Annotated in this window: 20 protein-coding genes; 18 read left to right on the top strand and 2 right to left on the bottom strand. The window is 70.5% G+C overall.

Annotated elements, in window-relative coordinates; genetic code table 11:
• The first annotated feature begins 1 nt into the window (after position 1).
• The 10 genes from AC07EJ_RS07795 (at position 2) to AC07EJ_RS07840 (ending at position 12,400) form a co-directional block, all read left to right on the top strand.
• The gene (locus AC07EJ_RS07795; protein WP_389478490.1) at positions 2-1,801 is read left to right on the top strand and encodes an ABC transporter substrate-binding protein; all 1,800 of its coding nucleotides are present in this window, start codon (positions 2-4) and stop codon (positions 1,799-1,801) included.
• A 110-nt stretch (positions 1,802-1,911) separates the two neighbouring features.
• A complete protein-coding gene (locus AC07EJ_RS07800) occupies positions 1,912-2,889 on the top strand; it encodes an ABC transporter permease (RefSeq protein WP_389478492.1) in 978 nt (325 codons plus the stop codon).
• Positions 2,890-2,899: 10 nt separating this feature from the next.
• Entirely contained in the window at positions 2,900-3,961 is a 1,062-nt protein-coding gene (locus AC07EJ_RS07805; RefSeq protein ID WP_389478494.1) for an ABC transporter ATP-binding protein, read from the top strand.
• Positions 3,962-3,988: 27 nt separating this feature from the next.
• Positions 3,989-5,119, top strand: a complete 1,131-nt coding sequence (locus tag AC07EJ_RS07810) for an ABC transporter ATP-binding protein (RefSeq protein WP_389478496.1) — start codon at positions 3,989-3,991, stop codon at positions 5,117-5,119.
• 139 nt (positions 5,120-5,258) lie between these two features.
• Positions 5,259-6,569, top strand: coding sequence for a serine hydrolase domain-containing protein (locus AC07EJ_RS07815; protein WP_389478497.1), 1,311 nt, complete (start codon positions 5,259-5,261; stop codon positions 6,567-6,569).
• Between the two features lie 156 nt (positions 6,570-6,725).
• Positions 6,726-8,360, top strand: a complete 1,635-nt coding sequence (locus tag AC07EJ_RS07820; protein ID WP_389478498.1) for a peptide ABC transporter substrate-binding protein — start codon at positions 6,726-6,728, stop codon at positions 8,358-8,360.
• Between the two features lie 63 nt (positions 8,361-8,423).
• Positions 8,424-9,347: an ABC transporter permease gene (locus tag AC07EJ_RS07825; protein ID WP_389478499.1), complete on the top strand. Its 924-nt coding sequence runs from the start codon at positions 8,424-8,426 to the stop codon at positions 9,345-9,347.
• Positions 9,340-10,353 carry an ABC transporter permease gene (locus tag AC07EJ_RS07830; protein ID WP_478883950.1) on the top strand — a complete coding sequence of 338 codons (1,014 nt, stop codon included), beginning with the start codon at positions 9,340-9,342 and terminating at the stop codon, positions 10,351-10,353. Before AC07EJ_RS07825 ends, AC07EJ_RS07830 begins: the two co-directional genes overlap by 8 nt.
• Before the next feature lie 6 nt (positions 10,354-10,359).
• Entirely contained in the window at positions 10,360-11,334 is a 975-nt protein-coding gene (locus AC07EJ_RS07835) for an ABC transporter ATP-binding protein (protein ID WP_389478502.1), read from the top strand.
• The gene (locus tag AC07EJ_RS07840; RefSeq protein WP_478883951.1) at positions 11,327-12,400 is read left to right on the top strand and encodes an ABC transporter ATP-binding protein; all 1,074 of its coding nucleotides are present in this window, start codon (positions 11,327-11,329) and stop codon (positions 12,398-12,400) included. The genes AC07EJ_RS07835 and AC07EJ_RS07840 overlap by 8 nt, the downstream gene beginning before the upstream one ends.
• Positions 12,401-12,574: 174 nt before the next feature.
• Here AC07EJ_RS07840 and AC07EJ_RS07845 read toward each other — a convergent pair whose 3' ends face one another.
• Positions 12,575-14,707 carry a S9 family peptidase gene (locus AC07EJ_RS07845; RefSeq protein ID WP_389478506.1) on the bottom strand — a complete coding sequence of 711 codons (2,133 nt, stop codon included), beginning with the start codon at positions 14,705-14,707 and terminating at the stop codon, positions 12,575-12,577.
• Between the two features lie 165 nt (positions 14,708-14,872).
• On the opposite strand from AC07EJ_RS07845, the gene AC07EJ_RS07850 reads away from it, so the two are divergent.
• The 8 genes from AC07EJ_RS07850 (at position 14,873) to AC07EJ_RS07885 (ending at position 22,426) form a co-directional block, all read left to right on the top strand.
• Complete coding sequence (locus AC07EJ_RS07850) at positions 14,873-15,067, top strand: hypothetical protein (protein WP_100596611.1); 195 nt, start codon at positions 14,873-14,875, stop codon at positions 15,065-15,067.
• A gap of 31 nt (positions 15,068-15,098) precedes the next feature.
• Positions 15,099-15,992, top strand: coding sequence for an N-acetyl-1-D-myo-inositol-2-amino-2-deoxy-alpha-D-glucopyranoside deacetylase (mshB, locus tag AC07EJ_RS07855; protein WP_389478508.1), 894 nt, complete (start codon positions 15,099-15,101; stop codon positions 15,990-15,992).
• Positions 15,992-16,471 carry a DUF6113 family protein gene (locus AC07EJ_RS07860; RefSeq protein WP_478883952.1) on the top strand — a complete coding sequence of 160 codons (480 nt, stop codon included), beginning with the start codon at positions 15,992-15,994 and terminating at the stop codon, positions 16,469-16,471. Before mshB ends, AC07EJ_RS07860 begins: the two co-directional genes overlap by 1 nt.
• 307 nt (positions 16,472-16,778) lie before the next feature.
• A complete protein-coding gene (locus AC07EJ_RS07865; RefSeq protein WP_389478512.1) occupies positions 16,779-18,797 on the top strand; it encodes a hypothetical protein in 2,019 nt (672 codons plus the stop codon).
• A 182-nt stretch (positions 18,798-18,979) separates the two neighbouring features.
• A complete protein-coding gene (locus AC07EJ_RS07870; RefSeq protein WP_362903717.1) occupies positions 18,980-19,900 on the top strand; it encodes an ABC transporter ATP-binding protein in 921 nt (306 codons plus the stop codon).
• Entirely contained in the window at positions 19,897-20,637 is a 741-nt protein-coding gene (locus tag AC07EJ_RS07875) for an ABC transporter permease (protein WP_389478515.1), read from the top strand. The genes AC07EJ_RS07870 and AC07EJ_RS07875 overlap by 4 nt, the downstream gene beginning before the upstream one ends.
• 35 nt (positions 20,638-20,672) lie before the next feature.
• Positions 20,673-21,815 (top strand): sensor histidine kinase, encoded by a 1,143-nt coding sequence (locus tag AC07EJ_RS07880; protein ID WP_389478652.1) that lies wholly within the window; start codon positions 20,673-20,675, stop codon positions 21,813-21,815.
• Positions 21,812-22,426, top strand: a complete 615-nt coding sequence (locus AC07EJ_RS07885; RefSeq protein ID WP_389478517.1) for a response regulator — start codon at positions 21,812-21,814, stop codon at positions 22,424-22,426. The genes AC07EJ_RS07880 and AC07EJ_RS07885 overlap by 4 nt, the downstream gene beginning before the upstream one ends.
• A 19-nt stretch (positions 22,427-22,445) precedes the next feature.
• On the opposite strand, the gene AC07EJ_RS07890 is transcribed toward AC07EJ_RS07885, so the two are convergent.
• A complete protein-coding gene (locus AC07EJ_RS07890) occupies positions 22,446-23,288 on the bottom strand; it encodes a transglutaminase family protein (protein WP_478883953.1) in 843 nt (280 codons plus the stop codon).
• Between the last annotated feature and the right edge of the window lie 9 nt (positions 23,289-23,297).

Below are 23,297 nucleotides of genomic sequence, written 5' to 3' on the forward strand. Positions count from 1 at the left end.
CATGAGCATCCTTCGTTCGCGCACGGCGCAGGCAACGGTCGTCGCCGTCACCGCAGGCGCCCTGGCGCTGACCGGCTGCAGCAGCGGCAGCAACAACAACGCCAAGGACAACAGCAAGACCCAGAAGGACGCCGCGGCGCAGGCCAAGCCGGTCATCATGGGCACCGCCCAGGACTCGGTCGGCCCCGCGGCCGAGGTGCCCGGTGCCCGTAAGGGCGGAACCATTCAGGTCTACCAGGAGACGGACTTCTCCCACCTGGACCCGGGCCAGATCTACGTCTCCGACGGCGGCCTGCTCTCCAAGCTCCTCTACCGTGGCCTGACCACGTACAAGGAGGACGACAAGGGCAACCAGACCGTCGTCGGTGACCTCGCCACCGACGCGGGCAAGTCCTCCGATGGCGGCAAGACCTGGACCTACACGCTGAAGGACGGCGTGAAGGACCAGAACGGCAACGTGATCACGTCGGCCGACATCCGCCACACCATCGAGCGTCTGTACTCGTCCTTCGAGACCGACGGCCCGACCTACGTCCAGCAGTGGCTGTCCGGTACGGGCACCAAGTACCGCAAGGCGTACGCCGGTCCGTTCAAGGGCAAGAAGCACCTGCCCGACTCGGTCCTCGCGACCCCGGACGACAAGACGATCGTCTTCCACTTCCTCCAGCCGCAGACCGACGTCGCCCAGGCGCTCGCGATGGCCGGCTACTCGGTCGTGCCCGAGAAGACGGACACGAAGGAGAAGTACGACCAGTCGCCCGTCGCGTCCGGCCCGTACAAGATCTCCACGTACAAGCCGGGCAAGAGCATCCAGCTGGTGCGCAACACCAACTGGGACGCCAAGACGGACCCGATGCGTCACCAGTACGTCGACGGCTTCAACATCGACTACAACCAGTCGAAGGCCGACCAGACCAAGACCATCCTGGCCGACCGTGCCGAGGCCAAGAACGCGATCATGTTCACCGGCCAGGTCGACGCCACCCAGCTGCAGAAGATCACCACCAACAAGGCGGTCATGAAGCGCACGGTGCAGGGCTACGCCCCGTACGTGTGGCAGCTGAACTTCAACATGGACCGCGTGAAGGACAAGCGCATCCGTGACGCCATCGCCCTCGCGATGCCGGGCAGCGCGGCCGGCCGTGCCGACGGCGGCACCTACGGCGGTGAGCCCGCGACCAGCCTGATGTCGCCCACCACGCCGGGCTTCGACAAGAGCTACGACCCGTTCAACAAGCTCAAGAAGCCGAACGGTGACATCGCCGCGGCGAAGAAGCTGATCGACCAGGCCGGCGCCAAGGGCAAGAAGCTCGTCTACGCGTACGCCAACACCGGCGTGCGCACCACCCAGGCCAACCTCATCATCAACAACCTGAAGAGGATCGGGCTCGACATCCAGAAGAAGGAGATCGACCCGGCGACCTGGTACGAGCAGATGGGCAAGGTCAAGAACGGCCTTGACCTCTACATGACCGGCTGGGGCCAGGACTGGGCGTCCGGCAACACCGTCTTCCCGCCGTCCTTCGACGGTGCGCAGATCCAGGACGGTTCGTCGAACTACTCGCACACGAACGACAAGCACGTGAACGACGAGATCGCGCGTATCCAGAAGATCAAGGACACGGCACAGTCGGCCAAGGAGTGGGAGAAGCTCTCCCGCTACATCACCGACAAGATCAACCCGGCTGCCCCGATCTACTACACCAAGGTGTTCCAGATCGCCGGCTCCAACGTCGGTGGCCTGCGGTACTCGACGGTGACGAGCTACACGGACCCGACCGCGGTCTACCTCAAGAAGTAGTCAGTTCAAGGCAGTTCCCGGGGATGAGGGCGCGGCGGTGCCCTCATCCCCGGGTCGCCGGACTCCCTCCTGGCCTCCCACCGCCGCCGTCCTGAGAGCAGCTTTCTGCGATGCTTCGATTTCTTATACGCCGGACGCTCGGCGCAGCACTCATCCTCCTGCTGATCAGCGCGTTCACGTACTTCATGTACTTCGCCATCCCACAGGACCCGGCGACACTGGCGTGCGGCAAGAACTGCACCCCGGACGCACTGGCGATCATCCACAAGAACCTCGGGCTGGATCAGCCGGTGCCGGTGCAGTACTGGCACTACCTGACCGGCATCTTCGCCGGACGTGACTTCGCGGTGGGACACTGCGACGCGCCGTGCTTCGGCGTCTCGTTCAAGAACAACCAGATGGTCTGGGCCACGATGATGGACCGTCTCCCGCTGACGCTGTCCCTCACCGCGGGCGGCCTCATCGTCTTCCTGATCGCCGGTCTCGGCGCCGGTCTGACGGCGGCCCGCTTCCGCGGCACCTGGCTCGACAAGGTCTTCAGCGGTGGCTCGCTGGTCATGAGCTCGTTCCAGATCTACTTCCTCGGCCCGGTCGTCCTCGGCATCTTCGTGTACAGCACGGGATGGCTCGACAGGCCCAAGTACACCCCGATCAGCGAGAATCCCGGCGCCTGGTTCATGGGCCTGCTGATTCCCTGGCTGGTCATGGCGACGATCTTCACGGCCAACTACACGCGTATGGCGCGTTCGTCGATGATCGAGCAGTTGCAGGAAGAACACGTGCGGGCAGCCAGAGCCAAGGGCATGGGCAGCCGCTACGTCTTCTTCCGGTACGCCTGGCGCGGCTCGCTGATCCCGATCGTCACCATCCTCGGCATGGACATCGCCGCCCTGCTCAGTGGTGGCATGGTCACCGAGCTGACCTTCGGTCTGGCCGGCATCGGCCGTCTCGCGATCGAATCGGTCACCGGCAAGGACCTGCCCGTCCTCATGGGCGTCATGATTCTCAGCGCCGCCTTCATCATTCTCTTCAACATCATCGTGGACGCTCTGTACGCCGTCATCGACCCGCGCGTGCGTCTGTCCTAGGAGAACGACCGTGACCACACTCACCAAGACCGAGGACGCCCCGGCCCCTACCGGCGGCGACGCGTTCCTCTCGGTACGCGACCTGAAGGTGCAGTTCTCCACCGAGGACGGCATCGTCAAGGCTGTGGACGGGCTCTCCTTCGACCTCGAGCGCGGCAAGACGCTCGGCATCGTCGGCGAGTCGGGCTCCGGCAAGTCGGTGACGAACCTGACCGTGCTGGGCCTGCACAACCGCAAGAACACCCACGTCGAGGGCGAGATCCTCCTCGAGGGCAAGGAACTGATCACCGCCACCGAGCCCGAGCTCGAGAAGCTCCGCGGCAACAAGATGGCGATGATCTTCCAGGACTCGCTGACCGCGCTGTCGCCGTACTACACGGTGGGCCGGCAGATCTCGGAGCCGTTCCGCAAGCACACCGGGGCCAGCAAGAAGGAGGCCCGGGACCGGGCCGTCCAGATGCTGGAGAAGGTGGGCATCCCCCACCCCAAGCAGCGGGTGGACGACTACCCGCACCAGTTCTCCGGCGGTATGCGCCAGCGCGCCATGATCGCCATGTCCCTGGTCTGCAACCCCGACCTGCTGATCGCCGACGAGCCGACCACCGCGCTCGACGTGACCGTCCAGGCGCAGATCCTCGACCTGCTCAAGGACCTCCAGCAGGAGTTCGGCTCCGCGATCGTCATGATCACCCACGACCTCGGCGTCGTGGCGAACATGGCCGACGACCTGCTCGTGATGTATGCGGGCCGGGCCGTCGAGCGCGGCTCCGTGCGCGAGGTGCTCAAGTCGCCCGAGCACCCCTACACCTGGGGGCTGCTCGGCTCCATGCCGCGTCTCACCTCGGACGTCGACGAGCCACTGCTGCCGATCCCCGGCTCGCCGCCATCGCTGCTGAACCCGCCGAGCGGCTGCGCCTTCCACCCGCGGTGTGCGTTCACCGACAAGGTCGAAGGCGGCAAGTGCAAGGGCGACAGGCCCACGCTGCCGGTCGGCCGCGGCTCTGCCTGCCACCTGACGGCGGATCAGAAGCAGCAGGTGTTCATCGAGACGATTCAGCCCCGGCTGGGCTGAGCTGAAACCGGCGACTGGGGCATGACCATGAGCGAGAACAACCAGACCACCACGGCGGTCGCGGAAGCGATCCCGCAGCAGCGGGACGCGGACAGCGCACCCCTCCTCCAGGTCAAGGACCTGAAGAAGCACTTCCCGATCAAGGGCGGCTTCCCGATCCGGCGGACCATCGGCGCCGTCAAGGCCGTCGACGGCGTCTCCTTCGAGGTCTTCCGGGGCGAGGCCCTGGGCCTGGTCGGCGAGTCCGGCTGCGGCAAGTCGACGACGGGCCGCCTGCTGACCCGCCTGTACGAGCCGACCCACGGCACGATCACGTACAACGGCCAGGACATCAGCACGGCCAACCGCAAGCAGCTGGCGCCCATCAGGTCCGAGATCCAGATGATCTTCCAGGACCCGTATGCGTCGCTGAACCCGCGGCAGACGGTCGGCTCGATCATCTCCGGGCCGATGGAGATCAACGGCATCAACCCGCCCGGCGGCCGCGAGGCGCGGGTGCGGGAGCTGCTGGAGATCGTCGGCCTGAACCCGGAGCACTACAACCGCTTCCCGCACGAGTTCTCGGGCGGCCAGCGGCAGCGCATCGGCGTGGCCAGGGCCGTCGCCCTGGAGCCGAAGCTGATCGTCGCGGACGAGCCGGTCTCCGCGCTCGACGTGTCGATCCAGGCCCAGGTCGTCAACCTGCTGCAGAAGGTGCAGCGGGAGATGGGCATCGCGTTCGTCTTCATCGCCCACGACCTGGCCATCGTGCGCCACTTCTCGCAGCGCATCGCGGTGATGTACCTGGGCAAGATCGTGGAGATCGCCGACCGCGACTCGCTCTACAACCGCCCCCGTCACCCGTACACGCACGCGCTGATGTCGGCGGTGCCGGACGCGGACATCGACGCGGTGAAGAAGGAGCGGATCCGCCTGGAGGGCGATGTCCCCTCGCCGATCTCGCCGCCGTCCGGCTGCCGCTTCCGCACCCGGTGCTGGAAGGCGCAGGACAAGTGCGCCACGGAGGAGCCGCCGCTCGTCCAGATCTCCGGCAGCCGCGAGGGCCACCTCACGGCCTGTCACTTCCCGGAGGACCCGACGACGGAGGACCGCGGCGAGGACATCGTCCTCGACCCGGCCCTCGCGGCCCTCGAGGACGGGTCCGGCCAGGACGCCTGACCGTTCCCGAACCGACCGACACGGCCCGCCACCGGTGACGCACCGGTGACGGGCCGTCGGCGTTCTTGGGCGGGCGGTCGTGACGGTCCCGACGTGGGCGATGATCCAGGGACGAGCGGGTGAGGGAGAGGGGACGCACATGCTGGACGACCTCGGGGCGCGGTGCGCGCAGGCGATGGCGGAGCACGGGAGTCCGTCCGTCTCGGTCGCCGTGGCCGCGCACGGCGAGGTGATCTTCGCCGAGGCGTACGGACTTGCCGACACCGGCGCGCGGATCCCCGCCACCGCCCACACCCCGTACGCCCTCGCCTCCGCCACGAAGCCGGTCACGGCCGCGGCGGTCTGTGTCGCCGCCGACGAGGGGCTGCTCGACCTGGACGCACCGGGACCGCTCGGCGCGAGCCCGCGCCAGCTCCTGCGGCACCGCGGTGGGATCGGCGCGCACTACGACTTCCACTACGGCGAGCGGGGCGAGCCGGCCGTCGACCCGGAGCCGTACACCCGGCTGAGCCGCGCGCCCGGCTCCGGGTTCGAGTACGCGAACCTCGGCTACCGGCTCCTCGGCCGGCTGCTGGAGGACGCCACCGGACAGGACCTCGCCACGTACGCCCACGAACGGGTCCTCGGGCCCCTCGGACTCGACGGCTTCCGCATCGCCACGGCCTGCCCCGGCGCCGCGACCCGCTACACCCCTGACGGGCGTCCCTATCCCGAGGGTCTGCGCACCAGCCATCCCGGCGCCTCGCTCGGCTGGGCGACGGCCCCTCAGCTCGCCCTCTTCGCGCAGACCTGGCCGCGGCTCCTGAAGCCGGAGACGGCCGCCGCGGTCCTCGACGCCGTCCCGATCGGCGAGCACCTCGGGTACGGCCTCGGCTGGTGCGTCTCGCGCGGCGAGGGGCCGCTCCTGGTGAGCCACGGCGGCGGCATGGGCGGGGTGGCGGCGATGGCGGTGTCCGCGCCGGAACTGGACCTGTCGGTGGCGGTCCTGACGAACACGACGGTGAAGGCGGCCCGCGACGCGGTCCTCGCCCACGTCCTGGGAGAGCTGGTGCCCGGGTTCAGGCCCGAGCTGATCTCGCCGGTGTTCTCGGCGCCTGCGCGCCCGCTGAGCCTGGCGGCGGGGGAGTGGGCGGGGCACGTCCTGGCGCCGGAGGGCGAGGTACCCCTGCGCCTGCGGATCCTGCCGGGCGGCCGGGCCGAGCTCACCACCGGCGACGAGAGTGCCGTCGCCCCCGTCGACGCCACGGACGCCCTCGCCCTGCGAGGCTCCTTCCCTGTACAGCTGCCGACCGCCGACGCCAGGGTCAGCAGCCCGGTGCTCGGCATCGAACTCGGCCTGACGGAAGGTTCGTTGACCGGGCGCGCGCTCGCGTACAAGAACGGTGACACGGAGGGCTTCCTCGGGAACCTGCTGAGCCATCCCTGCGTGCTGAAGAGCTTGTCGCGGTAGTCGCTGTCGGGGTTGGCGGCGGAGACGATCACGCACGGACGGATCACGTCCGCCCCCCATACGGACGGGCTGAAAGTGCGTCATATCCCTCTCGGAGCGATATTTGGGCCTAAGTGCCGTAAGGCACGGACCCAGAGCACTCGGAGGAGGCACTCGATGCGTGGAGCCACGCACGCCAAGTGGGCCGTATGCGCGGTGGCCGTCGCTCTCGCGGCGACGGCCTGTGGTGGTGGGAGCGACGGTGGCGGCAGTGGCGGCGACGGCTCGGGGATCGTCCGTTCGTCCTGGGGTGACCCGCAGAACCCGCTGGAGCCCGCGAACACGAACGAGGTGCAGGGCGGCAAGGTCATGGACATGCTCTTCCGTGGCCTGAAGCGCTACAACTCGAAGACGGGCGCCGCCGAGAACATGCTCGCGGACAAGATCGAGACGACGGACTCGGTCAACTTCAAGATCACGGTCAAGGACGGCTGGACGTTCTCCAACGGCGAGAAGGTCACCGCGCAGTCCTTCGTGGACGCCTGGAACTACGGCGCGGACCTGAAGAACAACCAGAAGAACGCCTACTTCTTCGGCCAGATCGACGGCTACGACAAGGTCCACCCGGACTCCGGCACCCCGAGCGCCACCAGCCTGTCCGGGCTCAAGGTCACCGGCCCCCTGACCTTCTCGGTCAAGCTCAACCAGAAGTTCTCGCTCTGGCCCGACACCCTCGGCTACGCGGCCTTCGCCCCGCTCCCCAAGGCCTTCTTCGACAGCCACGACGCGTGGGTGAGCAAGCCCGTCGGCAACGGCCCGTACACGATCGACAGCTACACCAAGGGCTCCCAGATGTCCCTGCGCAAGTGGGACGCCTACCCCGGCACCGACAAGGCGCAGAACGGCGGCGTGGACCTGAAGGTCTACACCGACAACAACACGGCGTACACCGACCTGACGGCCGGCAACCTCGACCTCGTCGACGACGTCCCGGCCTCGCAGCTGAAGAACGTCAAGGCCGACCTCAGCGGCCGGTACATCAACACCCCGGCCGGCATCATCCAGACGCTCGCTTTCCCGTTCTACGACCCCGCGTGGAACGAGGCGGACAGCGACAAGGTCCGCAAGGGCCTGTCGATGGCGATCAACCGCAAGCAGATCACCGAGACGATCTTCCAGAAGACCCGCACCCCGGCCACGGACTGGACCTCGCCGGTCCTCGGCAAGGACGGCGGCTTCCAGGACGGCCTGTGCGGCGACGGCTGCGACTACAACCCCACCGAGGCCAAGAAGCTGGTCCAGGAGGGCGGCGGCATCCCCGGCGGCCAGGTGAAGATCGGCTACAACGCCGACACCGGCAGCCACAAGGAGTGGGTCGACGCCGTCTGCAACAGCATCAACAACGCCCTGGGCAACGACAAGGCCTGCGTCGGCCTGCCCACCGGCACCTTCGCCGACTTCCGCAACAAGATCACGCAGAAGAAGATGACGGGCCCGTTCCGGGCCGGCTGGCAGATGGACTACCCGCTCATCCAGAACTTCCTGCAGCCGCTGTACTACACCAACGCCTCGTCCAACGACGGCAAGTGGTCCAACAAGGAGTTCGACAAGCTCGTCGACCAGGCCAACGCCGAGTCCGACCGCGCCAAGGCCGTCAAGATCTTCCAGCAGGCCGAGGGCGTCGTCAGGGACAACATGGCGGCCATCCCGCTCTGGTACCAGAACGGCAGCGCCGGCTACTCGGACCAGGTCTCCAACGTCGCCCTCAACCCGTTCAGCGTTCCGGTCTACAACGAGATCAAGGTCAACTGACGCCCGGGGAGCGGCGGTCCGGGGCCTGAAGGGCGGCCGCTCCCCCCGATTCCGGAGCCCCGTATGGGACGTTATGTGATCAGGCGTCTGCTGCAGATGATCCCGGTCTTCTTCGGCGCGACGCTGCTCATCTTCCTGATGGTCAACGTGATGGGCGACCCCATCGCGGGACTGTGCGGCGACAAGCAGTGCGACCCCGCCACGGCCGCTCAGCTGGAGAGGGAGTTCGGCCTCGACAAGCCCGTCTGGCAGCAATACCTGACGTACATGGGGAACGTCTTCACCGGCGACTTCGGCACCGCGTTCAACGGCCAGAAGGTCACCGAACTGATGGCGGCCGCCTTCCCCGTGACGATCCGCCTGACCATCGTCGCGATCCTCTTCGAGATCGTCATCGGCGTCTCCCTCGGCGTCGTCACGGGCCTGCGCCGCGGGCGCCCCATCGACACCTCCGTGCTGCTGCTCACGCTGGTCGTCATCTCCGTCCCGACCTTCGTCACCGGTCTGCTCCTCCAACTCCTGCTGGGCGTCGAGTGGGGGATCATCAAACCCGCGGTGTCCACCGAGGCGACGTTCTCCGAGCTGATCGTCCCCGGCCTCGTGCTCGCCTCGGTCTCCCTCGCGTACGTCACCCGGCTCACCAGGACCTCGATCGCCGAGAACCGCCGCGCCGACTACGTCCGCACCGCCATCGCCAAGGGCCTGCCGCGCCACCGCGTCATCGTCCGGCACCTGCTGCGCAACTCGCTGATCCCGGTCGTCACGTTCATCGGCACCGACATCGGCGCCCTGATGGGCGGCGCCATCGTCACGGAGCGGATCTTCAACATCCACGGCGTCGGCTACCAGCTCTACCAGGGCATCCTCCGGCAGAACACCCAGACCGTCGTCGGCTTCGTGACCGTCCTCGTCCTCGTCTTCCTGGTGGCCAACCTGATCGTCGACCTCCTGTACGCCGTACTCGACCCGAGGATCCGCTATGCCTGAACCCGAGCCGCCGGAGCCCTATCTGTCGGGCGGGGGCCGCGCCCCGCAGGACGGCGCCATCGCCTCGACCGGTGCGGGCGGCGCCATGGACCTCGCCACGAGCGAGGGGGTGAGCCTGGAGCGGACCCCTGGCGGCCCCGAAGGCACAGGGCCCTCCGGCAAGCCGAGGAGCCTCTGGTCGGACGCCTGGCGCGATCTGCGCCGCAACCCGATCTTCATCATCTCGGGCCTGATCATCGTCTTCCTCGTGGTCATCTCGCTGTGGCCCTCGCTCATCGCCTCCGGCAACCCGCTCTCCTGCAACCTCGCCAAGGCCCAGGAAGGCTCCCAGCCAGGCCACCCCTTCGGTTTCGACGGCCAGGGCTGCGACGTCTACACGCGCACCGTGTACGGCGCCCGCACCTCCGTCACCGTCGGCGTCTGCGCCACGATCGGCGTCGCACTCCTCGGCAGCGTCCTCGGCGGGCTCGCCGGGTTCTTCGGCGGGGGGTGGGACGCGGTCCTGTCCCGCATCACGGACGTCTTCTTCGCGATCCCGGTCGTCCTCGGCGGCCTGGTGCTCCTGTCCGTGGTCACCAGCTCCACCGTCTGGCCGGTCATCGGGTTCATGGTGCTGCTCGGCTGGCCGCAGCTCTCCCGCATCGCCCGCGGCTCCGTCATCACGGCCAAGCACAACGACTACGTGCAGGCGGCGCGGGCGCTCGGCGCCTCCAACTCCCGGATGATGCTGCGCCACATCCTGCCCAACGCGGTCGCGCCGGTCATCGTCGTCGCCACCATCGCGCTCGGTACGTACATCTCCCTCGAAGCCACGCTCTCGTACCTCGGCGTCGGTCTGAAGCCGCCCACCGTGAGCTGGGGCATCGACATCTCCGCGGCGTCGCAGTACATCCGCAACGCCCCGCACATGCTGCTCTGGCCCGCCGGCGCCCTCGCGGTCACCGTGCTCGCGTTCATCATGCTCGGCGACGCGGTGCGCGACGCCCTCGACCCCAAGCTGAGGTAGGCGGCCATGCTGCTCGAAGTACGGGATCTGCACGTGGAGTTCCGCACGCGCGACGGGGTCGCCAAGGCCGTCAACGGCGTCAGCTACTCCGTCGACGAGGGCGAGACCCTCGCCGTGCTCGGCGAGTCGGGATCCGGCAAGTCCGTGACCGCCCAGGCGATCATGGGCATCCTCGACATCCCGCCCGGGAAGATCACCGGCGGTGAGATCCTCTTCCAGGGCACGGACCTCCTGGGGCTCAAGGAGGACGAACGGCGCAAGATCCGCGGCGCGAAGATGGCGATGATCTTCCAGGATGCGCTCAGCTCCCTCAATCCCGTGCTCTCCGTGGGCGCGCAGATCGGCGAGCTGTTCACCGTCCACAAAGGCATGTCCCGCAAGGACGCCAAGGCCAAGGCCGTCGAGCTGATGGACCGCGTGCGGATCCCCGCCGCCAAGGAGCGGGTCGGCCAGTACCCGCACCAGTTCAGCGGCGGCATGCGCCAGCGCATCATGATCGCGATGGCGCTCGCCCTGGAACCGGACCTGATCATCGCCGACGAGCCCACCACCGCCCTCGACGTCACCGTCCAGGCCCAGGTCATGGAGCTGCTCGCCGACCTCCAGCGCGAGCTCAGGATGGGCCTCATCCTCATCACGCACGACCTCGGCGTGGTCGCCGACGTCGCCGACAAGATCGCCGTCATGTACGCGGGCCGCATCGTCGAGACCGCCCCCGTGCGCGAGATCTACAAGGCGCCCGCCCACCCGTACACCAAGGGCCTGCTCGAATCGATCCCGCGCCTGGACCAGAAGGGCCAGGAGCTGTACGCGATCAAGGGCCTGCCGCCCAACCTGATGCACATCCCGCCCGGCTGCGCCTTCAACCCGCGCTGCCCGATGGCCCAGGACGTGTGCCGCGCGGATGTTCCCCCGCTCTTCGAGGTGAGTCCGACGCGCCGGAGCGCCTGCTACTTCTGGAAGGAGACGCTCGATGGCTGACCTGGCGAAAGAGACGCACGCCGCCGCCTCTGGGTCGGCCGGCGAGCCGATCCTCGAGGTCAGCGGGCTGGTCAAGCACTATCCGCTCACCCAGGGGATCCTGTTCAAGAAGCAGGTCGGCGCGGTCAAGGCCGTCGACGGAGTCGACTTCGTGCTCGGCCACGGCGAGACCCTCGGCATCGTCGGCGAGTCCGGCTGCGGCAAGTCGACCGTCGCCAAGATGCTGGTCAACCTGGAGCAGCCGACCGCCGGGCAGATCAAGTACAAGGGCGAGGACATCACCAAGCTGTCCGGGCGCGCCCTCAAGGCCGTACGCCGCAACATCCAGATGGTGTTCCAGGACCCGTACACGTCCCTCAACCCGCGCATGACGGTCGGCGACATCATCGGGGAGCCGTACGAGATCCACCCCGAGGTGGCGCCCAAGGGTGACCGGCGCCGCAAGGTGCAGGACCTCCTGGACGTGGTCGGGCTGAACCCGGAGTACATCAACCGGTACCCGCACCAGTTCTCCGGTGGCCAGCGCCAGCGCATCGGCATCGCGCGCGGCCTCGCCCTGCGCCCCGAGATCATCGTCGCCGACGAGCCGGTCTCCGCGCTGGACGTCTCCGTGCAGGCGCAGGTCATCAACCTGCTCGACAGCCTCCAGAACGAGTTCGACCTGTCCTACGTCTTCATCGCCCACGACCTGTCGATCGTGCGGCACATCTCCGACCGGGTCGGCGTCATGTACCTCGGGCGGATCGTCGAGATCGGCACCGACGAGGAGATCTACGAACACCCCACGCACCCCTACACCCAGGCGCTCCTGTCCGCCGTGCCCGTCCCCGACCCGGAGGCGCGCGAGCACCGCGAGCGGATCATCCTCACCGGCGACGTGCCGTCCCCGGCCAACGTGCCCTCGGGCTGCCGCTTCCGCACCCGCTGCTGGAAGGCGCAGGAGCGGTGCGAACTGGAGGTGCCGGCGCTCGCGGTGCCCGCCGTGTTCCGCATCGGGGACTCACCGGCGAAGCACGACTCGGCCTGCCACTTCGCCGAGGAGAAGCACGTCGTCCCCAGCGAGTAGGCGTACATGTCGTGATAAATACGTGTCAACTTCGTTAACACACAGGCAACTTGACCGTCGCGGCACCGATATACGAACGCGTCAGGCTGAACAGCGTACGGCCGTGCGGGTGCCGTGGACCGGCCGGGGCGCGCCATGTCGCCCCGGCCGGTCGCCTGTCCCGGCCCGGCCCGGCTAGACCAGCCCCAGCGAGCGCTTCAGGAAGTCCACCTGGAGCAGCAGCAGATTCTCCGCGACCTGTTCCTGCGGCGTCATGTGCGTCACGCCCGAAAGCGGCAGCACCTCGTGCGGCCGGCCCGCGGCGAGGAGCGCCGACGAAAGGCGCAGGCTGTGCGCCACCACGACGTTGTCGTCGGCCAGGCCGTGCACGATCATCAGCGGCCGGTGCTGCCCCGCCGCCTCGGCCAGACCGTCGTCGGTGACCAGCGAGTTCTTCGCGTACACCTGCGGCGAGGCCTTCGGGTCTCCCAGGTAGCGCTCCGTGTAGTGCGTGTCGTAGAGCCGCCAGTCCGTGACCGGGGCGCCCGCGATGCCCGCGTGGAAGACGTCCGGACGGCGCAGGACCGCGAGCCCCGCCAGGTAGCCGCCGTACGACCAGCCGCGGATCGCCACCCGGTTCAGGTCGAGCGGGAAGGCGTCGGCCAGCGCGTGCAGCGCCGTGACCTGGTCGTCGAGCGTCAGCGTGAGGTCGTCGCGGACCGCCTTCTCCCGGGCGGGGGAGTGGCCGGGGGTGCCGCGGCCGTCCGCGACGACCACCGCGAAGCCCTGGTCGGCGAACCACTGCGACGTCAGATGCGGGTTGTGCGCGGCGAGCACCCGCTGCCCGTGCGGGCCGCCGTACGGGTCGAGCAGCACCGGCAGCGGCCCGTCGCCCTGCTCGTACGAGGACGGGAGCAGGACGGCGCACGGGATGCCGGCCGCCTCGGTGAGGGTCAGGCGAGGGCTCAGCGAGGGGCGCTCGGCGTGCGAGGCGACCGTAGCGATCTGCTTGCCGTCCCGCACCACCCGCACCCGCGTGCCCGGCTCGTCGGTGCGGGCGGACGCCAGGACGGTCACGCCGCCCGCGCGCGCCGCGAAGTGCACGCCCGGCTCGTCCGAGACGCGCTCCACGCCCAGCTCGTTGACCCGGTACACATGGACCTCGCCGGTCTCCCGGTCCGGCGCCGCCGAGCCCGCGGACGCCGAGATGAGCACATCGCTCTCCCCCACGTCCAGGACCGCCCGCACATGCAACTGCGGGCCGGTCAGCGGCCGTTCACCGACCGCGAGGACCCGCGCCCCGCCCTCGTCCGCGATCCGCACGAGCTGCCCGCTCGGCGACCACGACGGCACGCCGGGGAACAGCTCGAGCCACTGCCCGTCCTCGTCGGCGTGCACCATCCGCGTCGACCCGGTCTCGACGTTCACCGCAAGGTACAGCTCACTGAGCTGGTCACGGGCCTGTACGAGGATCAGCGGCGCCCCGTCGGCCGACCAGTGCACCCGCGCCAGATACGGGTACCTCGCCCGGTCCCAGGAGACCTCCGTGCGCGCACCGTCCAGGCCGACGACGAAGAGCCGCACCTCCGCGTTGGGGGTGCCCGCCGCGGGGTACGCGGTGCGGGCGGGCTTGCGGTCCGGGTGCGCCGGATCCGCGATCCACCAGCGCCGCACGGCCGCGTCGTCCGCGCGAGCCACCAGGAGCCGGTCCGATTCGGGCGACCACCAAAAGCCCCGCGAGCGCCCCATCTCCTCGGCCGCGATGAACTCCGCGAGCCCGTACGTGACGGTCGACGCCTCGTCCTCGCCCGGACCGGCGAGAGCCCGGTCCCCGTCGCCGTCCGCGCCGACGACGCGCAGGGCGCCTCCGGACACGTACGCGACATGGCGGCCGTCCGGAGACGGGCGGGGGTCGATCAGCGGACCATGACGTGCGGGCTCGCGGAGTTCGCGGGTCGTGCCCGCACGCAGCTCTGCCGTGAACAGCCGCCCGGACAGCGCGAACGCGGCCAGCTCCACGGCCGCGTCCGTCGCATAGGCGACGATGCCCGCGGCGCCCTCGCGGCTGCGCTCGCGCCGTGCGCGCTCCTCGTCCGACAGATTCTCCTCGGCGCCGCCGAGGAGCAGCCGCGGATCGGCGGCGATCCGCTCCTCGCCGGACGCCACATCGAGGACCCACAGGGCGTTCGCCCGATCGGTACCGGACCCGGACCGCAGGAAGGCGACGCGCTCGCCGTCGGGCGCCACCGTGAACGCCCGTGGTGCGCCGAGCGTGAAGCGCTGGGTGCGGGCGTGCTGGCGCGGAAAGGAGAGAGGCTCGGTGGTCATCCCCCGACCCTATGGGGCCGTGCCGCCGTGCGCCCCCCTTGCTGCCATGCACCGACTCATGCGGCGGGACGGATAGTTATGATCCATAGCGCTGCGTGGGCAGGAGCCGGTCGGCTGCCGCGTGGCGTACGGGAGTTGGACTCGGATCAAGGGAGGTGGACCGCTGTGGCACTCTCGATTTCGGCAGTGGTGCTGTTCGCGATCATCGTCTTCATTCTGATCAGGAAGTCGGGTCTGAAGGCCGGACACGCGATCGTCTGCGTCCTGCTCGGGTTCTACCTCGCCAGCTCCTCCATCGCCCCCACCATCAGCGAGCTCACGACGAATGTCGCGGGCATGATCGGCGGGATCAAGTTCTAGCCGCGCGCGCGGGCGTCCTAGGCTGGGACGCATGACGGAACTGCCCGACCGGCGTCTGCTCCTCGTGCACGCGCACCCCGACGACGAGTCGATCAACAATGGCGCCACCATGGCCAAGTACGCGGCCGACGGTGCCCACGTCACCCTGGTGACCTGCACGCTCGGCGAGGAGGGCGAGGTCATTCCGGACGTCCTCGCGCACCTCGCCCCGGACCGTGAGGACATCCTCGGCCCGCACCGCATCGGCGAGCTCACCGCCGCCATGAAGGAGCTCGGGGTCACCGACCACCGCTTCCTCGGCGGCCCGGGACGCTTCCGCGACTCCGGGATGATGGGCGCCGAACAGAACGAGCGGCCCGGCGCCTTCTGGTCCGCAGACCTGGACGAGGCCGCCGCCCATCTCGTCGAGGTGATCCGCGAGATCCGCCCCCAGGTCCTGGTCACCTACGACCCGGACGGCGGCTACGGCCACCCCGACCACATCAAGGCCCACCGCGTCGCGATGCGCGCGGCCGACCTCGCGGCCGAGCCCGCGTTCCGCCGGGACCTGGGCGACACCCACACCGTCGCGAAGATCTACTGGAACCGCGTCCCCCGGTCCGTGGCCGAGGAGCGCTTCCGGTGGCTGGCCGGTGTCCTCGGCTCGACCCCGTACGAGACCGTGGCCTCGATCGGCGACGTGCCGGGCGTCGTCGACGACGAGCAGGTCACCGCCGAGATCGACGGCAGGGCCTTCGCCGCGGCCAAGACCGCCGCGATGCGCGCCCACGCCACCCAGGTGGAGATCGCGCCCGGCGGCGAACCGGTCTTCGCGCTGTCGAACGGGCTCGCCCAGCCGGTCTTCGACGTGGAGTATTACGAGTTGGCGCGGGGCGAGGCAGGGGCGCCGCACGAGACGGACCTGTTCGCGGGAGTGGTGGCGTGATGAGTGGTGCAGGCAAGTCGGGCAACCCGGCCAAGTCCGGCCGGGCGGCGGTGTCGAGCGGCGCCGCGAAGCCCCCGGCCGGCCCGCCCGTCCGGCCGACGGGGTCCGGCCCCGACGCCGGGAGCATCGCCGCGCTGGCGGGGCTCCTCGTGCTCGGCGCGCTCGTCGGGGTGGCGGGTTCCCTGGTCCAAGGCGGCCTGTTCCCGGGCGGGTTGCTGCTCGCGCTGCTCGGCGCGGCCGGCGCGTTCCTCGGCGGGGCGCGGGCGACGGGCACCAGGGGCGGGGCCGTCGCGCCCGCCGTGGGCTGGGCCGTCACGGTCATCCTGCTCACCTCGACCCGGCCCGAGGGCGACTTCCTCTTCGGCGCGGGAACCGGCTCCTATCTGTTCCTTCTCGGCGGGATGGCTGTCGCTGTGATGTGCGCCACCCTTGGCCTGCCGCAGCAACCAACGGGGCCCGCCGCCCGACTTGGGAAGTGACGTACCACTTAGGGCGTGCCCGGCGGGTCATGGTCGGGGTCCCGGCGTCCGGCACGGCACCTCGTCGCGTTGCCGAAACGCCCGAATAGCTCCGCTATTAGGATGCTCCGGCGCCTTGCGATGCACCGCACCAGGCGCCGCGACCTGTCCGACCCTGACCCGCCGGGCACGCCCCGGCCCGTGCCTCGCACAGGTTTCGTCGGCGGTCACCGGATGCGTTCCGGCCGCGGCCAGTATGGTGGTGCGCGCCGCCGAGCAGCCCGCGTGAGGTCGAGACGGGCGGCGGAGCCAACCGGGAGAACCTGCTTTGAGCCGTGAAACTGACAGTTCGTCCTCCGGGCCCCAGGGCCGCGGCGGTGCCGCGTACCCCTCGGGAACGCCTCCGTACGGCACCTCCGCCCAGGGCGCCGGGTCCGGCGATGGTGCGCCCGGCGATGCCGGGCAGCCCGCCGAGGGCCGGCCGGTCCCCGAGGAACGCAAGACGGAGACCACGCTGACGACGCGGATCCGGATCAACATCCCCGGATCGCGCCCCATCCCGCCCGTAGTGATGCGTACGCCGATGAGCGACGTGGACGCGGGACCCGGACCCCAGAATCCGGCCGGCCCGGCCGCCGCACCGGCCCCCGCGCCGGAGCCCCCCGCCGCCCCCGCTCCCCGGACCGCTCCTTCGGGTGACGGCCAGGGCGCACCGGCCGCGGAGGAGAAGACGAGCGACTGGTTCGCGCCGCGCAGATCGGGCGGCCCCCAGCGGGGCGCCTCCGCCGGCGCTCCCGCTCCGGGCAACTCCGGTGCGGCGCCCGGCTCTTCGGGCGGTTCCGGCGCCTTCGACGTGTCCGGCGCGGCCGGGCCGCTCGGCGCCACCGCGTCGCAGGGCCGCCCGCAGCAGCCCCAGAACTCCGGCGACCCGCACCGCGGCGACCTGCCCTACTTCGCAGGGAACGTCGACGGCAGCGGCCCCGGGGTCCCCCCGCGCGGCCCCTCGGGCCCGACCACGGGTCCCGTCGGCGGCGACAGCCCCATGGCGCGTCCCGGCGGCGACAATCCGCTGGCGCGCCCTGGTGGTCCTGTCGCCGGTCCTCCCGGTGGCCCCATCGGCGGTCCCGTCGGCGGCCCTCCCGGCGGTCAGCGGCCGCCGCAGATGAGCGACGACACCGCGATCCTCACGCCGCAGAAGCCCGCGCCCGAGCCGGGCCCCGGCGCCCCGGGCGGCCATGTCTCCGGCGAGACGCTGACCAGCGGCATCCCGGTCGTCCCGCCGGGCCTCGGCGGACCGAACGCGCCGTTCGCCCAGGGCCCGCGCCCCGAAGGGCCGCTGCCGCACACCCCGCCGAAGCTCCCCGACCCGGTCGGCCAGAGCGCCCCGGCCGCGCCCCGCAAGAAGAAGGGCCGCAACAAGCTCGTCCTCGTGGGGGCGGGCGTCGTGGGCCTCGCCGGTGTCGCGTACGGCGCCGGGCTGCTGATGAACCACTCGGACGTGCCCAAGAACACGACCGTGCTCGGCGTCGACATCGGCGGCGGCACGCGTGACGAGGCCGCGGCCAAGCTCGACACGGCCTTCGGCAAGCGCACCACCGACCCGCTCCAGCTGTCGGTCGACGGCAAGTCCGTGCCGCTCAGGCCGGACCAGGCGGGCCTGAGCCTGGACAGCACGGCGACGGTGGCGGCGGCCGCGGGCAGCGACTACAACCCGGTCTCCGTGATCGGCTCGCTGTTCGGCAACGAACGCGTCGTCGAGCCGGTCATGCCCGTCGACGCGGAGAAGCTCCAGGCCGCCCTCGAACGGGCCGCAGGCGGCGCCTCGTCGGGCGACGGCACGATCAAGTTCGTCCCGGGCAAGGCCATCGCCGTGTACGGCAAGACGGGCAAGGGCATCGACGTCGCCCGTTCCTCCTCGTCCGTCGAGGAGGCGTACCGCGCGCACGTGGAGACGGGCGCCGCGCGGGCCGTGCCGATGGCGACGACGACCCGCAAGCCCACCGTCTCGAACGCCGAGGTCGACCGGATGATGAAGGAGTTCGCGGAGCCGGCCATGTCCGCGAACGTCATCATCAAGGCGGGCAACGCGCAGATCCCGTTCGGCCCGGCCAAGTCGCTGCCGAAGATCCTCGGGGTCAAGGCCATCGACGGCAAGCTCGTCGACTACTACGACCCGGACGCCGTGAAGAAGCTCTACGGCAACACGTTCGACGGCGTCCTCATCACCCGCGCCACCGGCAAGAAGACCCCGGTGACGCCCCAGGACGTGATCAGCGCTATGCGTCTCGCCCTGAAGGGCAAGACGCCTGCCGAGCGCATCGGGGTCATCGAGACCAACCCGAGCTAGTCGCCACGTAACGTCACACACCGGGCGGGTCCCTTCGCGGGGGCCCGCCCGCTGTGCTGTCTCCCGCGGACCGTGACAGCAGACGTGACGGCGGACGTGACAGCGGACATGACATCTGTCATCCCGGACAACGGCCTCCCGACACTGCCGGCCACCCGCCCCCGCCCGGCACCATGGATTCCATGACAACGACAGCCAAGGCCACCGAGGTGGTCAGCTTCGAGCGGGTGAGCAAGAGCTACGGGGACGTCAGGGCCGTGGACGGGCTCACCCTCGAACTGCACCCGGGCGAGACCGTCGCCCTCCTCGGCCCGAACGGCGCGGGCAAGTCCACAACCCTCGACCTCCTCCTCGGCCTGCGCCCGGCGGACACCGGCACTGTCCGTGTCTTCGGCACCGGCCCCCGGGACGCGATCGTCCAGGGCCGCGTCGGCGCCATGCTGCAGAGCGGCGGCCTGATGGACGAGGTCACCGTGGCCGAGCTCGTGAAGCTCGCCTGCGCCCTGCACCCCAAGCCGTACAAGCCGGGCGAGGTGCTGTCCCGGGCGGGCATCACGCAGATCGCCGACCGCAAGGTCAACAAGCTCTCCGGCGGCCAGGAGCAGCGCGTCCGCTTCGCCCTCGCCACCGCGGGCGCCAACGACCTCATCGTGCTCGACGAGCCGACCACCGGCATGGACGTCTCGGCCCGCCAGGCGTTCTGGGCCACGATGCGCGAACAGGCCGACCAGGGCCGCACGGTCCTCTTCGCCACGCACTACCTGGAGGAGGCCGACGCGATCGCCGACCGCGTCCTCGTCCTGCACCGCGGCCGCCTCCTCGCCGACGGCACCGCCGCCGAGATCAAGGCCAGGGCGGGCGCCCGCAAGGTCGCCTTCGACCTGGAGGGCGACATCGACGAACACGCCCTGCGCGCCCTGCCGTTCCTCACCACCCTCGACGTGTCGGGCCGCACCGTCCGCCTCCAGTCGAGCGACGCCGACGCCACCGTGCACGCCCTGTACGGACTCGGCGTCTACCCGCGCAACCTGGAGGTCGCGGGACTCGGCCTGGAGCAGGCCTTCGTAGCCATCACCACGGCCGAGGAGGCCAGGACGTCATGAACAGCCTGATCAAGCTCGAAATCACCCGCGCCCTGCGCAACAAGAAGTTTCTGTTCTTCTCCGTCGTCTACCCGTCGGTCCTGTTCCTGCTCATCGCGGGCAGCTCCGACAGCTCGACCATGGTCGACGGCACCGGCCTGAACCTCGCCGCGTTCATGATGGTGTCGATGGCGTCCTTCGGCGCCCTGACCGCCGTCCTCATGGGCAACAGCGAGCGCATCGCCAAGGAGCGCGAGAGCGGCTGGGTGCGCCAGCTGCGCCTGACGACGCTCCCCGGGCGCGGCTACGTCCTCGCCAAGACGGCCAGCGCGGCCGTGGTCAGCCTGCCGTCCATCGTCGTCGTCTTCGTCGTCGCCGCGGTCACCAAGGGCGTACGCCTCGACGCCTGGCAGTGGCTCGCCCTCGTCGTCGCGATCTGGGCCGGCAGCCTCTGCTTCGCCGCGCTCGGCGTCGCCATCGGCTACCTCGCGAGCGGCGACGCCGTCCGCCCCATCACGATGATCGTCTACTTCGGCCTGTCGATCCTGGGCGGCCTGTGGTTCCCCTCGACCGGCTTCCCGCAGTGGCTCAGCGACATCGCGTCCTGGCTGCCCACACACGCGTACGCTGCCCTCGGCCAGGCCATCGAGCTGGGCAACGCCCCGCACGGCAAGGACGTCACGCTGATCGTCGCCTACTTCCTGGTCTTCGCCGGCGGCGCGGCCTGGCTGTACCGGAAGGACACCCTGAAGGCGTGAACGCCACGACGTCGGACGAGATCAGGCTCACCGGCATGGGGCAGCCGCCCCGCAATCACCGTGAGGCCCTGCGCAAGCTGCTGTGGATCGGCATCTGGCTGGTCTTCATGGCGGACCCGATCAACGATCTCGTGGGCGGCGGCCACACGGCCTGGGCCACTGCGCTCGGCTGGCTCGGCCTGGTCGGCTTCGTCGGCGTCTACCTGGTCCTCGTGTTCCGGCACACCGCCCGCGCCATGGGCCCTGGGCGGCTGGCCGCGATCCTCGGGGCGCTCGCCGCCGTCGCCGTCGTCATGTCCCTCACGCTCGGCGCCCCCTGGCTCGTCCTGTTCGTCTACGTCTCCGTGTCCTGCGGGGCCGTGCTGCCCATGCGGTACGCCCGCTGGACGATCGTCCTGGTCACCGTCGGGATGGTCCTCCTCGGGATCCCGCTCGGCCGCGGCTGGGACCTCGGCCTGGTCGTACCGGCCCTCCTCGGCGGCTTCGCGATGACGGGTGTACGCCAACTCGTGCGCACGACCGTCGAACTGCGCCGGGCGCGCGCCACCGTCGCCCAGCTCGCGGCCAACGAGGAGCGGCTGCGCCTCGCCCGCGACCTGCACGACCTGCTCGGCCACTCGCTCTCCCTCATCACGCTCAAGAGCGAGCTCGCCGGCCGCATGCTCCCCGACCACCCCGAGAAGGCGGGCAAGGAGGTCGCCGACATCGAGCAGGTCAGCCGCCAGGCACTCGTCGACGTCCGGGAGGCCGTCACCGGCTACCGCCGCCCCCGCCTCGGCACCGAACTGGCCGGAGCACGCGCCGCGTTGGGCGCCGCCGGCATCGAGGCCGACGTCCCCGCGGACGCCCCCGACGACCTGCCCGCCGAACAGGAGGCCGCCCTCGCCTGGACCCTGCGCGAGGCCGTCACCAACGCCGTACGGCACAGCGGCGCCCACCGCTGCACGGTCGGCATCGCCCGCCGCCAGACCCTGGACGGCCCCGTCATGGAGCTGACGGTGCAGGACGACGGGGCCGGTGCCGCGGCGGGCGGCAGCGGCGTTCCCGGCAACGGCCTGACCGGCCTGCGCGAACGCGTCGAGGCCGTCGGCGGCACCCTGGAGGCGGCCCCCGGGCGGGACCGCGGGTTCCTGCTGGTGGCCCGGGTGCCGGTGGGCTCCGTAGGATCCGCCGCATGAGCGCTCAGATCAAGGTCCTGCTCGCGGAGGATCAGTCGATGGTGCGGGAGGCCCTCGCGGCGCTCCTGGGCCTCGAACCCGACATCGAGGTCGTCGCCCAGGTGGCGCGCGGCGACGAGGTGCTTGCGGCGGCCCGCGCCCACGGCCCCGACGTGGCGCTCCTGGACATCGAGATGCCCGGCATGACCGGCATCGAGGCCGCCGCCCAGCTCAGCGAGCACCTGCCCGCCCTCAAGGTCGTCGTCCTCACGACGTTCGGCCGCCCCGGCTATCTCCGTACGGCGATGGAGTCCGGCGCCGACGCCTTCCTCGTCAAGGACGCCCCCGCGGCCCAACTCGCCGAAGCCGTACGAAAGGTGCTCGCCGGTGAGCGCGTCATCGACCCCACCCTCGCGGCCGCCGCGCTCGCCGGGGGCGCCAACCCGCTGACCGACCGGGAACGCGAGATCCTGCGCGCGGCGGCCGACGGCTCGACCAACGCCGAGCTGGCGGCGGCCCTGCACCTGTCGCAGGGAACGGTCCGCAACTACCTCTCGACGGCCATCCAGAAGCTCGCCGTGCGCAACAGGGCGGAGGCGGTACGGATCGCCCGCGAGAAGGGGTGGCTGTAGCTGGGCGCGGGGAGCCCGGTCAGTTGAGCATCGCGCGGGCCGCCCGCGCCTGCGCGCGCACCGTCTCGGCGGCCGGGGCGTCCACGGCGCCCACCACATCCGCGTACGCGTCCAGCTCCGCCGCCCCCGCGAGGAAGTCCCCGCTGCGGACCAGGAGTTGGGCCCGCTCGTAGCGCAGCCGGGCCGGGTGCGTGGGCAGCAGCAGGGACAGCTCGACCGCCCACATCGCCACGTCCGAGCGCTCCGGCCGCGCGGCGGCCCACGCGCGGATGTTGTTCAGGATCCGCAGCACGACGTCCAGCGGGTCGGCCGGCCGCAGCATCGACGCGTTCAGCGGCGCCCCCGTCGCACCCGCCACGAGCAGCTCCGCGTCCGCGCCGGTCAGCACCTGGCCCCCGTCGAACGGATCGGCGAGCACCTGGTCCTGCGCGGGGCCGAACCCGACCACGAAGTGCCCCGGCAGCGCCACCCCGTACACCGGCGCCCCGGCCCGCCGCGCGACCTCCATCCACACCACCGACAACAGGATCGGCAGCCCCCGCCTGCGCCGCACCACCTCGTGCAGGAGCGACGACTCGAGCCGCTCGTAGTCGCCGGGCGAGCCACGGAAGCCGCAGCGGTCGCCCAGCAGCCCGGCCAGCGCCGTCGCCCACTCCCGCGGCCCGCCGGGACGGAAAGGCACCTGCCCGGCGAGCCGGTCGAGGTCCATCTGGACGGCGTCCATCCCGGCCTCGTCGAGCGAACCGTCGGCCTCGGCGGCCACCAGCAGGCACAGCTGCGACAGATCGGGCCGCTCCGCCCGCGCCTCCTCGGCGAACCGCCGGCGCAGCTCCTCGGAACGGGGTGAGATGTGGGGGGACATGCGTGCCTC

It is taken from the genome of Streptomyces sp. NPDC045026 (genome assembly GCF_056432625.1).

Excerpts from the sequence above, each read along its gene's own strand:
- AC07EJ_RS07820 (WP_389478498.1), top strand. The coding sequence starts at position 6,726 with ATGCGTGGAGCCACGCACGCCAAGTGGGCCGTATGCGCGGTGGCCGTC.
- AC07EJ_RS07890 (WP_478883953.1), bottom strand. The coding sequence starts at position 23,288 with ATGTCCCCCCACATCTCACCCCGTTCCGAGGAGCTGCGCCGGCGGTTC.
- AC07EJ_RS07830 (WP_478883950.1), top strand. The coding sequence starts at position 9,340 with ATGCCTGAACCCGAGCCGCCGGAGCCCTATCTGTCGGGCGGGGGCCGC.
- AC07EJ_RS07875 (WP_389478515.1), top strand. The coding sequence starts at position 19,897 with ATGAACAGCCTGATCAAGCTCGAAATCACCCGCGCCCTGCGCAACAAG.
- mshB (WP_389478508.1), top strand. The coding sequence starts at position 15,099 with ATGACGGAACTGCCCGACCGGCGTCTGCTCCTCGTGCACGCGCACCCC.
- AC07EJ_RS07860 (WP_478883952.1), top strand. The coding sequence starts at position 15,992 with ATGAGTGGTGCAGGCAAGTCGGGCAACCCGGCCAAGTCCGGCCGGGCG.
- AC07EJ_RS07880 (WP_389478652.1), top strand. The coding sequence starts at position 20,673 with ATGGGGCAGCCGCCCCGCAATCACCGTGAGGCCCTGCGCAAGCTGCTG.
- AC07EJ_RS07845 (WP_389478506.1), bottom strand. The coding sequence starts at position 14,707 with ATGACCACCGAGCCTCTCTCCTTTCCGCGCCAGCACGCCCGCACCCAG.
- AC07EJ_RS07815 (WP_389478497.1), top strand. The coding sequence starts at position 5,259 with ATGCTGGACGACCTCGGGGCGCGGTGCGCGCAGGCGATGGCGGAGCAC.
- AC07EJ_RS07795 (WP_389478490.1), top strand. The coding sequence starts at position 2 with ATGAGCATCCTTCGTTCGCGCACGGCGCAGGCAACGGTCGTCGCCGTC.
- AC07EJ_RS07840 (WP_478883951.1), top strand. The coding sequence starts at position 11,327 with ATGGCTGACCTGGCGAAAGAGACGCACGCCGCCGCCTCTGGGTCGGCC.
- AC07EJ_RS07885 (WP_389478517.1), top strand. The coding sequence starts at position 21,812 with ATGAGCGCTCAGATCAAGGTCCTGCTCGCGGAGGATCAGTCGATGGTG.
- AC07EJ_RS07810 (WP_389478496.1), top strand. The coding sequence starts at position 3,989 with ATGAGCGAGAACAACCAGACCACCACGGCGGTCGCGGAAGCGATCCCG.
- AC07EJ_RS07800 (WP_389478492.1), top strand. The coding sequence starts at position 1,912 with ATGCTTCGATTTCTTATACGCCGGACGCTCGGCGCAGCACTCATCCTC.
- AC07EJ_RS07825 (WP_389478499.1), top strand. The coding sequence starts at position 8,424 with ATGGGACGTTATGTGATCAGGCGTCTGCTGCAGATGATCCCGGTCTTC.
- AC07EJ_RS07870 (WP_362903717.1), top strand. The coding sequence starts at position 18,980 with ATGACAACGACAGCCAAGGCCACCGAGGTGGTCAGCTTCGAGCGGGTG.
- AC07EJ_RS07835 (WP_389478502.1), top strand. The coding sequence starts at position 10,360 with ATGCTGCTCGAAGTACGGGATCTGCACGTGGAGTTCCGCACGCGCGAC.